Source organism: Pseudomonas sp. rhizo66, from assembly GCF_031931925.1.
Classification (GTDB): Bacteria; Pseudomonadota; Gammaproteobacteria; order Pseudomonadales; family Pseudomonadaceae; genus Aquipseudomonas.
This window is the reverse complement of sequence record NZ_JAUJWZ010000005.1, coordinates 261,484-275,759: the sequence shown is the minus strand read 5'-3', so window position 1 is coordinate 275,759 and position 14,276 is coordinate 261,484. Positions and strand designations below refer to the sequence as shown.

Genomic DNA, 14,276 nt, shown 5'->3' with positions numbered 1-14,276 from the left:
CCCCCTAAATTGCTTTCAAGTTAATGATTTGCAACTTATTTCAGTTTTCAATCCAGAGGATTGAAACGCTGCCGGTGACTGACTGCGGGGCGCACTTTACAAGCCTTTTCCTTTGAGTTCAACAGCCTAACGAAAAAAAAGGCCCCACAATGTGGGGCCCTCCTTTTTTCCCTGGCGCTTTGGCTCAGTTGAAAACGATTTCGTCGTTCTCGACCGTGCCGGTCGCCGTATCGCCCGGCATGAAGTGACCCGAGAGGATCAACTGTGCCAGCGGGTTTTCGATCCAGCGCTGAATCGCTCGTTTCAAAGGACGTGCGCCATACACCGGGTCGTAACCAACGGCGATCAGCTTGTCCATCGCCTCCGGACTCAGCTCCAGCCTCAGCTCGCGCTCGGCCAGACGGCTGCGCAGACGGCCCAACTGGATCTCGGTAATGCCCGCGATCTGATCCCGTGCCAGAGGCTCGAAGATCACCACTTCGTCGACCCGGTTGATGAACTCCGGACGGAAGTGCGACGTCAGCGCATCCATCACCGCAGCACGCTGCGCCTCGCGATCACCGACCAGCTCCTGAATCTGCACAGAGCCAAGGTTCGAGGTCATGACGATCACGGTATTGCGGAAATCCACCGTACGGCCATGGCTGTCAGTCAGACGCCCATCCTCAAGCACTTGCAGGAGGATGTTGAACACATCCGGGTGCGCCTTCTCGACCTCGTCCAGCAGGATCACCGAGTAAGGCTTGCGACGCACAGCCTCGGTCAGGTAACCGCCCTCTTCGTAACCGACGTATCCCGGTGGTGCACCGATCAGGCGAGCCACGGAATGTTTCTCCATGAACTCGGACATGTCGATCCGCACCATCGCCTCTTCAGTATCAAAGAGGAATTCGGCCAACGCCTTGCACAGCTCGGTTTTACCGACACCGGTCGGGCCGAGGAACATGAACGAACCGCTCGGACGATTCGGGTCGGACAACCCGGCACGCGAACGGCGCACTGCGTTGGCGACGGCGACCACTGCTTCGTCCTGACCGATCACACGTTGGTGCAACAGGCTTTCCATCTTCATCAGCTTGTCGCGCTCGCCTTCGAGCATTTTCGACACAGGGATGCCGGTCCACTTCGACACGACTTCAGCGATTTCTTCTTCAGTCACCTTGCTGCGCAGCAACTGGTTTTCGCTCTTGCCATGCTGATCGACCATTTGCAGACTGCGCTCCAGATCCGGGATAACCCCGTACTGCAACTCGGCCATGCGGTTCAGGTCGCCCTTACGGCGCGCCGCTTCCAGTTCCTGACGCGACTGCTCGATCTTCTGCTGAATCTGCGCAGAACCCTGCACCTCGGCTTTTTCCGAGTTCCAGATTTCTTCCAGATCCGAATACTCCCGCTCGTGACGCTCGATTTCTTCCTGGAGTTTTTCCAGGCGTTTCTTCGCCGCGTCGTCGCTTTCTTTCTTCAGCGCCTGGGATTCCACCTTCAACTGAATCAGGCGACGTTCCAGACGATCCAGTACTTCCGGCTTGGAATCGATTTCCATGCGAATGCGGCTGGCGGCTTCGTCGATCAGGTCGATGGCCTTGTCCGGCAACTGCCGATCCGTGATGTAGCGATGGCTGAGCTTGGCCGCCGCGATGATCGCGCCGTCGGTGATCGCCACTTTGTGGTGAACCTCATAACGCTCTTTGAGGCCACGCAGGATGGCGATGGTGTCTTCTTCGCTCGGCTCATCCACCAAGACTTTCTGGAAGCGTCGCTCAAGCGCTGCGTCCTTCTCTATATATTGGCGGTACTCGTTGAGCGTGGTCGCGCCGACGCAGTGCAACTCACCGCGCGCCAGCGCAGGCTTGAGCATGTTGCCGGCATCCATCGAGCCTTCGCCTTTACCGGCGCCGACCATGGTGTGCAGTTCGTCGATGAACAGAATGATCTGCCCTTCCTGCTTCGACAGCTCGTTGAGCAGCGACTTCAGGCGCTCTTCGAACTCGCCGCGATACTTGGCACCGGCAATCAGCGCCCCCATGTCCAGCGAGAGCAGACGCTTGCCTTTGAGGCCGTCCGGCACTTCGCCGTTGATGATGCGCTGGGCCAGACCTTCGGCAATCGCGGTTTTACCCACGCCTGGCTCACCGATCAACACCGGGTTGTTCTTGGTGCGGCGTTGCAGAACCTGAATGGTGCGACGAATTTCGTCATCACGACCGATCACCGGATCGAGCTTGCCTTCTTCGGCGCGCTTGGTCAGGTCGACGGTGTACTTGTCCAACGCCTGCCGCGACTCCTCGTGGTTGGCGTCGTTTACCGCTTCGCCGCCACGCAGGTTGTTGATCGCGTTTTCCAGGGCTTTCTTGCTCACGCCCTGGCCGAGCAGCAATTTGCCGAGCTTGCTGTTCTCGTCCATCGCCGCGAGCAGCACCAGTTCGCTGGAAATGAACTGATCGCCCTTCTGCTGGGCCAGACGGTCAGCTTGATTAAGCAGGCGCGCCAGATCCTGCGACATGTTGACGTCGCCAGTCGGGTTCTGGATTTTCGGTAACTGGTCGAGCTCTTTGGTCAGCTCTTTACGCAAGCTGTTGACGTCGAAGCCCACCTGCATCAGCAGAGGTTTGATCGAACCACCCTGCTGTTCAAGCATGGCTTGCATCAAGTGCGCCGGCTCAATCGCCGGATGATCGTGGCCGACAGCCAACGACTGGGCGTCGGACAAGGCCAACTGTAATTTGCTGGTTAAACGGTCTATACGCATGGGGTCACCTTCCTTTTGAGCAGGCCGGACCTGAAAACCATCCTGAATAAAGAAACCTGCCAGATACCACTGTAGATGCGGTCGATTCTGGGAGATTCAAGCGTCGGAGAGTTGATGTAAGTCAGACAAGTCTAGCGGGCGAGCCAAACGAGGGAGGCAAAGCGACCGGTGCGCGACGCACGGCGATAAGAAAAGAAGCGTGGATCGGTCACGGTGCAGAAACCGCCACCATAAACAGCGGTGACACCCCGCTCAGCCAGACGCAGGCGCGCCAGCAGATAGATGTCCGCCATGAACTTGCCGGCATTGTCGCTCGGCGCGAAGGCTTTTGCCGCTTCGGGCAGTTGATTGACGAAGACTTCCCGTACTTCGGGGCCGACTTCAAAGGCTTTTGGGCCAATGGCCGGGCCGAGCCAGACCAGCACCTCTGCAGCCGGAACATCGAGACTGTCGAGGGTTGCCTCAAGCACGCCCGCCGCCAGACCACGCCAACCGGCGTGAGCCGCCGCGACGCGAGTACCGGCACGATCACAGAACAATGCCGGCAGACAATCCGCCGTCATCGCCGTGCAGGCAATACCCGGCGTTGCCGTCCAGCTCGCATCTGCAGTCGCAACGATCCCCGGATCAGCGTGCGCCACGGCAATCCCGTGCACTTGCTGCAACCAGGCAGGCTGTATAGAGAAGTGCTCGGTCAGACGCCGACGGTTCTCGGCGACGGCCTCAGGACGATCATCGACATGATCGCCCAGATTGAGGCTGTCGAACGGCGCCTCGCTGACACCGCCCTCGCGGGTGGTGACGCAGGCTTTGACGCAGGCCGGCGCAGGCCAGTCCGGCGTCAGCCAGTTCATCCGACGAAAGCCTCGCGATCCTGCTTGAGCAGGGTCAGCAGCCAGACGAAATCCTCCGGCAGCGGCGATTCCCAGCTCATGCGCTCGCCGCTCGTCGGGTGATCGAGTTCCAGGAAGCGTGCATGCAGCGCCTGACGCGGGAAGTGCTTGAGGGATTCAACCATAGTCGGGTTAGCGGCTGGCGGAATGCGGAAACGACCGCCGTACGCCGGGTCGCCGACCAACGGGAAGTTGATGTGCGCCATGTGCACGCGGATCTGGTGCGTACGACCGGTTTCCAGTTTCACCCGTACATGGGTGTGGGAACGGAAACGCTCGAGCACGCGGTAGTGGCTGACGGCAGGCTTGCCGCCCTCCATCACCGCCATGCGCTGGCGCTGCTGGCCGTGGCGACCAATCGGGGCGTTGATCTTGCCCCCGGCGGTGACCACGCCAATCACGATGCACTCGTAGATCCGGCTGACGCTGCGGCTCTGCAATTGCGTAACCAGCTTGGTCTGCGCCTGAATGGTCTTGGCCACCACCATCAGACCGGTGGTGTCCTTGTCCAGACGATGCACGATACCGGCGCGCGGGACATTGATGATGTCCGGCACATGGTGCAACAAAGCGTTGAGCAGCGTGCCATCGGCGTGACCGGCAGCCGGGTGCACCACCAGGCCCGCAGGCTTGTTGATCACCAGGATGTCGTCGTCTTCATAGACGATGTCGAGCTCGATGTCCTGGGCGATCCACTCGCCCTGGGCTTCCTGCTCGGCAGTCAGCTCAAGGATGGCACCGCCGTGCACGATGTCGCGAGGGCGGATGACCGCCCCGTCCACAGTCAGGCGACCTTCTTTGATCCAGGCGGAAAGGCGCGAGCGTGAGTGCTCAGCGAAGAGTTGGGCGGCGACTTGATCGAGGCGTTGGCCGCCCAAATCGGACGGCACCTCTGCGCGAAGTTCAATTTTATCGGACATGCTCTGACTGGGCGTCGGCACAGCCTTTGGTTTCGGCTGCGCGCTTGTGGTTAAATACGGCGTCTTTTGCCCCGAGGCTTTTCAACGGGGCGCTCATCATAACAGGACGGCCCCGCCCAAGACAGCGGCCGTCATAGGGACGCAAGCCGCCATGCAAGTGAAACACCTGCTGCTGATCGCCATCCTCGCATTGACCGCTGCTTGCTCATCGAAGGAAGTCGTAGACGAAAACCTCAGCGAAGCCGAGCTGTATCAGCAGGCTCAGACTGACCTGGACAACAACAGCTACACCAGCGCTACAGCCAAGCTGAAGGCTCTGGAGTCGCGTTATCCGTTCGGTCGCTACGCCGATCAGGCACAGCTGGAACTGATCTACGCCAACTATAAGAACGCCGAGCCGGAAGCTGCAAAGTCTGCCGCCGAGCGTTTCATTCGTTTGCATCCGCAGCATCCGAACGTGGATTACGCGTACTACCTGAAAGGCCTGACTTCGTTCGACCAGGACGTTGGCCTGCTGGCGCGCTTCCTGCCGCTGGACATGACCAAGCGTGACCCGGGCGCCGCGCGCGACTCGTACAACGAGTTCGCCCAGCTGACCAGCCGATACCCGAACAGCCGCTACGCGCCGGACGCCAAGCAGCGCATGATCTACCTGCGCAACCTGCTGGCCGCCTATGAAATCCACGTGGCCGACTACTACCTGACCCGTCAGGCTTATGTAGCCGCTGCCAACCGTGGTCGTTATGTCGTGGAAAACTTCCAGGAAACCCCATCGGTCGGTGACGGCCTGGCGGTAATGACTGAAGCCTACCAGCGTCTGCACCTGGACGAACTGGCGGCGACCAGCCTGGAGACCCTGAAGCTCAACTACCCGAACCACCCGAGCCTGCAAGACGGCCAGTTCGTGCCACGGGTTGCTGAAGCCGACAACCGCTCGTTCCTGAGCAAGGCGACTTTGGGTCTGATCGAATCGCGTCCACCGCTGCCGCCGGGAGAAACCCGCGCCAACCAGGACGTGCAGAAGCAGTTCCAGGATGCGAAAGACGCGATCCCGAACGAGCTCAAGCCTAAGGACGAAAACGGCGACGTGATCGAAGAGCCGGAGCCCGAGTCGAGCAACACCGACCGTTCGTGGTTCAGCTACATGACCTTCGGCGTGTTCGACTGATCACACCGGATGTACAGAAAAGGGAGATCTGCGGATCTCCCTTTTTCATTTCTGCGCTTTAATCCGCTGTGCGCTCGTCAGGTCCTTGGCTAAACTGCCGGATCATCAGTCGAAAAGCCGCTCATCATGCTTCGTTTATTGTTCTGGATCGTCGTGATTTTCGCCGCGATATGGTTGTGGCGTAAATTCAAGGCGCCTGCCGCGTCCAATCAATCCAACCGTGCCCCTCGCGAACAGGATGCTCCACCGATGGTGCGCTGCGCCCATTGCGGCGTGCACCTGCCGCGCGATCGCGCGCTGAGCGTGCAACAACAGTGGTATTGCAGCCAGGCTCACCTTGAGCAAGGCCCGGGTACCCGTGATCGCTGAGGCCACCCACGCCGACAGCAAACAGGCGCAGCGCCTGCTGCGCCTTTATCATCTCTACCGCTTGAGTATCGGCATCACGCTGGTGCTGCTGATCTCCAGCAACATGGACAACCGCCTGCTGACGTCGGCCAATGACGAATTGCTGCGCGGCGGTAGCTGGCTGTACCTGATCCTCAATATTCTGTTGGTGGTGTTCCTGGAGAACACCCGACGGCCGGCGCAACTGTTCAGCCTGGCCCTCGTCGATGTCCTGCTTTTATGCGGTTTGTTCTTTGCGGCGGGCGGTGTCGGTAGTGCCCTGGGCAATTTGCTGATTGTCTCCGTGGCGATCAGCAACACCCTGCTACGGCGGCGCATCGGCCTGTTGATCGCGGCCATCGGCGCGCTGGGCATCGTCGGCTCGAGTTTCCTGCTCGGCTTCAACCACCCCCTGAGCGCCAATGAATACTTGCAGGCCGGCACCCTCGGTGCCCTGTGCTTTGCCGCGTCGCTGCTGGTGCAGGGACTGATCCGCCGCCTCGAAGTCAGCGAAACCCTCGCCGAGCAACGTGCCAGCGAAGTGGTCAGTCTCGAAGCCCTCAACGCGTTGATCCTGCAACGCATGCGCACCGGCATTCTGGTGCTCGACGAGGCGCGCCGGGTGCAGTTGGCCAACCACAGCGCACAAACCCTGCTCGCGCAGTCGCACCTTCAGGGGCATTTGATCGATGACTATTCCACGGCGCTGGTCGATCGCCTGCAACTGTGGATGAACAACCCAACCTTGCGCCCGCAGAGCCTGAAAATCCCCGGCAATGGCCTGGAACTGCAACCAAGCTTCATCGCCCTCGAACAAAGCCCGAACCAGCAAACCCTGGTGTTTCTTGAAGACCTCGCGCAAATCGCCCAGCAAGCTCAGCAACTGAAACTGGCCGCGCTTGGCCGCCTGACCGCCGGCATCGCCCACGAGATCCGCAATCCGCTGGGTGCCATCAGTCACGCCGCACAGCTATTGGCTGAGTCCGAGGAACTCGACCGCGCGGATCGGCGTCTGACGCAGATTATTCAAGACCACTCCCAACGCATGAACCGAGTCATCGAAAACGTCCTGCAACTGTCCCGCCGCCAACAAAGCGCGCCGCAACGCCTGGATCTCAAGCCATGGCTGGAAAACTTCGTTGCCGAAAGCCGTGAACAGGCCAGCGAACGCCAGCAGATTCACCTGCGGATCAATTCGGGAGATTTCACCACGCTGATGGACCCGAACCAGCTCACGCAAATTCTCGACAATCTGTTACGCAACGGCTGGCGCCACAGCGCCCTGCTGCATGATCAGGCCGAAGTCTGGCTATCGTTGTTCAGCGATCCCGACAGCCAGTTGGCAGTCCTCGAAGTGCAGGACAACGGTCCCGGCGTGCCTGCCGATGAACAAACACATCTGTTCGAACCCTTCTTCACCACCAGCAGCCAGGGCACCGGCCTTGGGCTTTATCTGTCCCGTGAGCTGTGCGAAAGCAACCAAGCGCGCCTAGACTTCCAGTCACGCCAAGACGGCGGCTGCTTTCGCATCACCTTTGCTCACGGACGGAAACAAAGTTGAACACGAGCCCACGGCAAAAAATCCTCATCGTCGACGACGAACCGGATATCCGCGAACTCCTGGAAATCACCCTGGGACGGATGAAACTCGACACCTACAGCGCGCGTAATCTGGCTGAAGCCCAGGCGTTGTTGAACCGCGAGAACTTTGACCTGTGCCTGACCGACATGCGCTTGCCCGACGGTACGGGGCTGGAACTGGTGCAGCACATGCAGCAACGTTATCCACAATTGCCGGTGGCGATGATCACTGCCTATGGCAGCCTGGAAACGGCGATCAACGCCTTGAAAGCAGGAGCTTTCGACTTTCTCACCAAACCGGTGGACCTTACCCGCTTGCGCGAACTGGTCGGCACCGCCCTGCGCATGCCGGCGGCGGGAGGCAGCCTGACCTCCATCGATCGGCGCTTGCTCGGCGACTCACCGCCCATGCGTAGTCTGCGCAAGCAAATCGACAAACTCGCGCGCAGTCAGGCGCCGGTTTACATCAGTGGCGAGTCCGGCAGTGGCAAGGAACTGGTTGCGCGTCTGATCCACGAGCAAGGGCCGCGCGCTGGTCAGCCGTTCGTGCCGGTGAACTGTGGAGCGATCCCGTCGGAACTGATGGAAAGCGAGTTTTTTGGCCATCGCAAAGGCAGTTTCACCGGCGCGGTCGAGGACAAGCCGGGGCTGTTTCAGGCAGCTCATGGCGGCACGTTATTCCTCGATGAAGTGGCCGACTTGCCGCTGTCGATGCAGGTCAAACTGCTGCGGGCGATTCAGGAAAAAGCCGTGCGCAGTGTCGGCGGCCAGCAGGAAAGCGTGGTTGATGTGCGGATTCTCTGCGCCACGCACAAGGATCTCGATGCAGAGGTCGCGGCCGAACGCTTTCGTCAGGATCTTTATTACCGCTTGAACGTGATCGAACTGCGCGTGCCGCCCTTGCGAGAGCGGCGCGATGACATCGAAGTGTTGGCGGCGCACATGCTCAAGCGTTTGGCCAAGGACACCGGCCAACCGGCAGCGCGTTTACATCCTCAGGCGTTGGAAGCGCTGAAGAATTACCGGTTTCCGGGGAACGTGCGGGAGTTGGAAAACGTGCTTGAGCGGGCACACACCTTGTGTGAAAACCGCACGATCGAGGCTGAAGATTTACGTCTGAGCGAAGGCAACTGCGCGGCGGACGGCGGGATTGCCGATCTGACGCAGATCGACAATCTGGAAGATTATCTGGAGAACGTCGAGAGGAAGCTGATCTTGCAGGCGCTGGAAGAAACACGCTGGAATCGCACGGCGGCGGCGCAGCGGTTGAGCCTTTCGTTTCGGTCGATGCGTTATCGCCTGAAGAAATTGGGCCTGGATTGAGGGCCCCTTCGCGAGCAGGCTCGCTCCCACATTGGATTTTGTGACCGACAAAGATCAACTGTGGGAGCGAGCCTGCTCGCGAAAGCGATCTGCCAGGATACAGAGAAATATCAGACTAAATGCGGCCTTCCGGCGCATACGGCGCCGGATCAATAATCGGCGACCGCCCCAGCATCACATCGGCAAACAACTGACACGACGCCGGCGCCAGCACCAGCCCATTGCGGTAATGCCCGCAGTTCAACCACAACCCGGTAAACCCCGGCACCCGGCCAATGTACGGAATGCCCTCTGGTGAACCCGGACGCAGCCCGGCCCAGTGCCCGACCACTTCGGCATCGGCCAACGCCGGCAGCAACTCCACCGCAGAAGCCTTGAGGCTTTCCAGCGCCACATCCGTCGGCGTCTTGTCGTAACCCTCGTGCTCCAGCGTGCTGCCGATCAGGATATGCCCGTCGCGACGTGGAATCGCATAACGGCCCTTGGCCAAGACCATGCTTGGCAAAAAGTCCGCTGCGCACTTGTAGAGAATCATCTGGCCTTTGACTGGTTCGACCGGCAGCGTCAGGTCCAGCGTCTTCAGCAGATCACCGCTCCACGCCCCTGCCGTCAGCACGATCTGATCGCCCTTGATCACACCCTTCGATGTCTCGACGCCAATAACCTGCTCACCCTCGCGGACAAACCCGCTGACTTCGCATTGTTCGTGAATGGTCACGTTCGGCAGTGCCTGCAACGCCGCTTTCAGCGACTTCACCAGACGCGGATTGCGCACGTTGGCGACATCGGCCATATAGATCGCCCGGGAAAAACCGCCCCCGAGCACCGGCACCGCATCATGCGCTGCCGAGATATCCACAGCTCGCAGCGGACGGTTTTCCCGCTCAGCCCAGGCCAGCGCTTCGGCTTCGTCATCCAGATCCAGCCAGTACAGGCCCGTGGTGTGCACTTCAGGATCGACCCCGGTATCGGCAAACAGTCGCGCGCCGAGCTGTGGATAAAAATCCTGCGACCAGTGCGCCAGCGCGGTGACTGCCGGGCTATAGCGCCATGGATACAAAGGCGAAACGATGCCGCCGCCGGCCCAGGACGATTCCTGGCCGAGGTTTGAACGATCGAGCAGCACCACGCTGCGTACTTCGGAGGCGAGATTGTAGGCGGTCAGCAGGCCAATCACCCCGCCACCGACAATCACCACTTGCTGTTGCCTGGTCATGTTTGATCCAACCGTAAAAAAGACAGTGGGCGCAAAAGGCACCCGAAAGAAAGCGCCTCAGCGCCCCCAGCAATCCTTGGTGGTCAGCCCGGTAGTCGCGTTGTTCATACTGCGGACACCGGTGTTGGTCAGGGTGAAATCCCCGCACTTGTCGGTGGCCATGGCCGTGCCCGTTTTACGGGTGGCGGTCAGCAGGAAGGTCTGGTCAGCGATGGTCGGGGTGATCGTGTAGAAATCAGTGCCGGTGCTGAGCCCGGTAACGTTGGTGTAGGTATTGTTCTTGGTGTAGAAGCGCTCGAGAGTCTGCGCCTGCTCCGAAAGTAGCGAAACCACTTCGGCGCGGCGACCCTTTTTCACGTATTCGGTGAGGCTCGGATAGCCGATGGTGATGACGATCCCGATGATCGCAATCACGATCATGATTTCGATCAGGGTGAAGCCTCGGTTGGATCTGCGCATGCCTCAAACTCTCGCTTACTGTATTTGTCGCCACATGATGCGACGGCTGCCGCCGCCGCCCTTTTCCTTGATTATCGTGAGCTTTCCACTGGTGTCATGCACTCCCTTTTCCTCACCACGCGGGGTTATAAACGTCAGGTTCGGAATACCATCAGCGAAACTCACGCCGCTGGAGATTGAGTCATTACTGTCAACCAACCTATCGCCACCAGTATCAATCACCGCATAGTTGAGCATCTTACCGCTGAACGCCTCGAGTTCGACCAACTTGCCCGTACCAAAACTCGCACAAGGATCGGTGGTATCGACAATGGCCGTGGTGAAGACAATACGGCCAAGCACGATATTCGCTTGATTGATCACCCGTTCGCCGGTCAACACGTTGTTGTACACCAATGGCAGGAACCAGCCCTTCTCCCCCGGATATGTCGTGTCATTTTGCGTCGTAGTCAGAAACTGCCCGGAGCTGCCAGAAAATGATCCGGTAATCGCCTGTGCCTGCAAACTGCTGACAGTGGTGTTTCCGGAGCCGCCATCGGCATCCCATACCGAATAGAACGCCTGCAAATCCTTGTTGGTCTTGTCGGCCGTTTCGTTGAACTTACCAGTGCCGACAAAGATCTGTTTGCCGCCCAATGCGTTGTCCGCCAGCAGCGGCTGCGCGGTAATCGGCTGTGTCGCCCCGCCCGCCGTGGTGAACAGCGGTTTACCGGAAAACGCCACTCCCCAGCTGTCGGTCGATGTCGCGCTCAGATCGAATTTCCACAGGCGCCCCTTCAAGTCGCCACCGTAAGCAGCTTGCACCACATTCTGCGAATTGACCTTGAGTTTCACCGAGGACAAACCGTTGGTGGTTTCAGTGCTGTCGATCACGATTTTCTTGATCAGGGAACCGTCAAGCGCGTCCAGCACGTAAAGGGCCGCTACGCCTGAATTGCTGCCGTAGCCATTGGCAATGAAGGTAGCCCAACGCCCATTGGCCAAGCGTGCCACTTCCGGGCGGGCGTAGGCATAACCCAGATCATTGAAAACGTTTGTAGTACTGGCGGTGGCAGGCGCGCTGACCTCCCACAAAGCCTTGATCACGTTGCCCGCAGAGGCATCAAACAGCTGCAGCCCATAAAAGGTTTTACCACCGGCACCGGTGCCGCCAATGGCGAGAGTTTTCCAGGCCGTGCCGGATTGCGCGTCGAACACCCCAACTTGACCGTCCACCAAAAACTTGTGGCTGACACCGTTGATGTACAAGGGATCGGCAATCAACCGCAAAGACGGCAATACGCTGGAAGGCATGTAGGCGTAGCGGCGTGTGCCGTTGGACGAATTGATAACGCTGACGAAGCCGTCGTTGGCATTCACCACCAGACTGGGGTTCATGTTCGCCGCTTTAGTGGTCAGGTAAGAGGTGTAAGTGCTATCGCCGGACAAATCGGAAGCGGTTTTATCTGAAGGCGACGCCAACACGAGTGGAGAGTTGATGATATCGCCGAGCAAAACACTGCGTACCTTAAGCCCGGTTTTATTGGTGCCTTTGCTCCACTCCACCAGGTCATTGCCTGTAATTCCCGTGGGCAGACTCTGGCTGAGCGTCGTCTGCTGCGCAGGGGAAAAGTTGCCGTAAGCCAGCGTCACGGCGGCGCTGCTCGTGGTGTTCCATGATTGGTACGTCGGCGCGGTCGCCCCCGGCACGATGGTTGTGTCAGTTGTCCAGAGTGCGGTCGAAGTATTCACAACCCCGGCCGACGTAAAACCGAAAGACTTGATAGTGCCTCGCCAATCTTTGGGATCATAAGTGGTTTGGTAAAAACTGCTGGCACTGGTGAATGAGCCAGCGCTGGCAACAGCTGCGCCGCCGGAGCCAGCCTTGGAGGTGATGTCACTCAACGCCGATGATAAGACTGCGTTAAGGCCCGTGCTGTCGGTCGCCTGGTAATACTTGCCCTGCCCATAATTGGCGGCGTCGGACAACATGTCGTTATCCGCCGCAAAACCCACTGTATAGGTATTCATGTTCTGCCTGGGAAAATCCACCGCGTTCCAGCCCTTGCCCGCTGCGTCGGTGCCGGTCCAACGCATGTCGATGTCGAAAGCAAATTTGGCGATGTCATCCAGATACAACGTGTCCCCTTCATTGTCGCCATTGAGGTTGTTGCCGTCATTATTGACACCGTCCCAGTTCGGCAAGCGGCTGCCGCCCAGCGGGTCGTTGGTCGGGAAGGTTCGGTCGAACGTAGGCAAACCGTCGGTAATGACCACGCCGTAGTTTTTCTGACAGCGATACTGAATCGGGCTGGTATAGGTCGCCGGAGTGCTGTTGTAGTAAGGCGCCATGCCGCGCATGTAGCGGGTGATTTCGTAGTAGGTTTCTGCCAACGGTGTGTTGGCCACTGCGCTCAGACCGTTGATCGAGGAGATCAGCGCGTTGTAGTTAGCGTCGGCCTGAGCTTGAGTCACGCTACCGGACACCGGCGACAGATCGCTGATCGTACGGGCGATGAAACCGCCATTGCCGGAGTTGGTGCTGGTGGCCGGGTTGAAGGTCGACAGGCCGATACGCAACGTGCGGTTGCTGCTGACCAAGGCCGTAGAGACGTTACGCGCGACGTTGATGCGGTAGTCGTTGGGAATCGCACCAGTGGTGAAGTCACGGGTGCCGTTGCTCGTGGCCAGGCCGACGATATAAGAAATGTAATCGGCGGAATATCGGGTGTTTTCATTGCCTACGGGGTCGGGCAATTTCAGGCATAACGGCGCCACGCTGTTGTTGTAGAACGCATAGGCGCCCCCCGAGCAACCGGAGTTCGGCAGGCTCGATAGAAACACCGTGTCGCCGGTGATCTGCGGAGCATTCAGCGCAGAGCACAATCCCAGGAAGGCATTGCACTGCCGGGCGGGTGTACGGTTGATGTTCGGATCAAATCCAGCGGCGTAAATAATGCTGTTCATACTCCCCGAGTCGTCGATCAGCAACATCACATTCGGTGGCACCGCTGCAGCACTCAACAGCGGCGAATCGGAGGGCGTGAATGCATAGACGGGCGTCGCCAGATACAAGCTCAGCAGCAGGCCGAGCAGCAGCGATGTGCAGCGTTCAATACTTCGCATAGACACTCTCCACCACACTGCGCGAGCTGCCGGCAATGCCGACAGCGGTGACGCGATACAACGTCGCCGAGGTGTTGCTCGGCACGTTGACGGCGGTCAGTGTGGTGCCAATGTTCTGCACACCATAGAAACCATTACCGGTCGCAATCCAGGTCACACCCGAGGTCGAGTTGAACCCCGCCGCACTGACCACCGACGACTCCGCCGGCGGTGCGCATTGGGTGGTGCCACTGCACACGGCGAGTGAATAACTGTCCAGTTGCACAGCGCTTTCGCCGACGCGTAAAGCCGCCTCGGCAGTCTGGAACGACTGATTGCGCAGACTCACGCTGCCGGCCATTTTTTCCTGCAGGTTGGCACTCTGCATCGACGACAATCCGATCAAGGTCAGCAACAACAGGAACACCAGACTGACCAGCAGCACCATGCCGTGCTGCGCCTGACGGGTGTGGAGAGAGATCCTCATCGCTGCCCC

11 protein-coding genes are annotated in these 14,276 nt (G+C 59.3%); 4 read left to right on the top strand and 7 right to left on the bottom strand.

What is annotated here, in order from left to right; translation table 11 throughout:
- Nucleotides 1-184: 184 nt before the first annotated feature.
- The 3 genes from clpB to rluD form a co-directional block, all read right to left on the bottom strand.
- A complete protein-coding gene (gene clpB / locus QZR14_RS08605) occupies nucleotides 185-2,749 on the bottom strand; it encodes an ATP-dependent chaperone ClpB (protein ID WP_250607148.1) in 2,565 nt (854 codons plus the stop codon).
- Nucleotides 2,750-2,880: 131 nt separating this feature from the next.
- Nucleotides 2,881-3,603 carry a peptidoglycan editing factor PgeF gene (gene pgeF / locus QZR14_RS08600; RefSeq protein WP_311996324.1) on the bottom strand — a complete coding sequence of 241 codons (723 nt, stop codon included), beginning with the start codon at nucleotides 3,601-3,603 and terminating at the stop codon, nucleotides 2,881-2,883.
- Nucleotides 3,600-4,562, bottom strand: coding sequence for a 23S rRNA pseudouridine(1911/1915/1917) synthase RluD (gene rluD, locus QZR14_RS08595; RefSeq protein WP_250607150.1), 963 nt, complete (start codon nucleotides 4,560-4,562; stop codon nucleotides 3,600-3,602). The genes pgeF and rluD overlap by 4 nt, the downstream gene beginning before the upstream one ends.
- A 151-nt stretch (nucleotides 4,563-4,713) precedes the next feature.
- Between rluD and QZR14_RS08590 the strand changes: the two genes are divergently transcribed.
- The 4 genes from QZR14_RS08590 to QZR14_RS08575 all read left to right on the top strand — a co-directional run bounded on the left by QZR14_RS08590 (nucleotide 4,714) and on the right by QZR14_RS08575 (nucleotide 9,021).
- The gene (locus tag QZR14_RS08590; protein ID WP_007909854.1) at nucleotides 4,714-5,730 is read left to right on the top strand and encodes an outer membrane protein assembly factor BamD; all 1,017 of its coding nucleotides are present in this window, start codon (nucleotides 4,714-4,716) and stop codon (nucleotides 5,728-5,730) included.
- A 126-nt stretch (nucleotides 5,731-5,856) separates the two neighbouring features.
- On the top strand, nucleotides 5,857-6,099 hold the full coding sequence (locus tag QZR14_RS08585) for a PP0621 family protein (RefSeq protein ID WP_093434843.1): 243 nt from the start codon (nucleotides 5,857-5,859) through the stop codon (nucleotides 6,097-6,099).
- The gene (locus QZR14_RS08580; protein ID WP_250607151.1) at nucleotides 6,089-7,678 is read left to right on the top strand and encodes a sensor histidine kinase; all 1,590 of its coding nucleotides are present in this window, start codon (nucleotides 6,089-6,091) and stop codon (nucleotides 7,676-7,678) included. Before QZR14_RS08585 ends, QZR14_RS08580 begins: the two co-directional genes overlap by 11 nt.
- On the top strand, nucleotides 7,675-9,021 hold the full coding sequence (locus tag QZR14_RS08575) for a sigma-54-dependent transcriptional regulator (protein WP_311996323.1): 1,347 nt from the start codon (nucleotides 7,675-7,677) through the stop codon (nucleotides 9,019-9,021). The genes QZR14_RS08580 and QZR14_RS08575 overlap by 4 nt, the downstream gene beginning before the upstream one ends.
- 115 nt (nucleotides 9,022-9,136) lie before the next feature.
- Here QZR14_RS08575 and thiO read toward each other — a convergent pair whose 3' ends face one another.
- The 4 genes from thiO to QZR14_RS08555 are packed head-to-tail and all read right to left on the bottom strand — an operon-like array spanning nucleotide 9,137 to nucleotide 14,267.
- Nucleotides 9,137-10,237, bottom strand: a complete 1,101-nt coding sequence (gene thiO, locus QZR14_RS08570) for a glycine oxidase ThiO (protein ID WP_311996322.1) — start codon at nucleotides 10,235-10,237, stop codon at nucleotides 9,137-9,139.
- Nucleotides 10,238-10,294: 57 nt separating this feature from the next.
- Entirely contained in the window at nucleotides 10,295-10,696 is a 402-nt protein-coding gene (locus QZR14_RS08565; protein ID WP_311996321.1) for a type IV pilin protein, read from the bottom strand.
- A gap of 15 nt (nucleotides 10,697-10,711) precedes the next feature.
- Nucleotides 10,712-13,801: a pilus assembly protein gene (locus QZR14_RS08560; protein WP_311996320.1), complete on the bottom strand. Its 3,090-nt coding sequence runs from the start codon at nucleotides 13,799-13,801 to the stop codon at nucleotides 10,712-10,714.
- Nucleotides 13,788-14,267, bottom strand: a complete 480-nt coding sequence (locus tag QZR14_RS08555) for a pilus assembly PilX family protein (RefSeq protein ID WP_311996319.1) — start codon at nucleotides 14,265-14,267, stop codon at nucleotides 13,788-13,790. The genes QZR14_RS08560 and QZR14_RS08555 overlap by 14 nt, the downstream gene beginning before the upstream one ends.
- Between the last annotated feature and the right edge of the window lie 9 nt (nucleotides 14,268-14,276).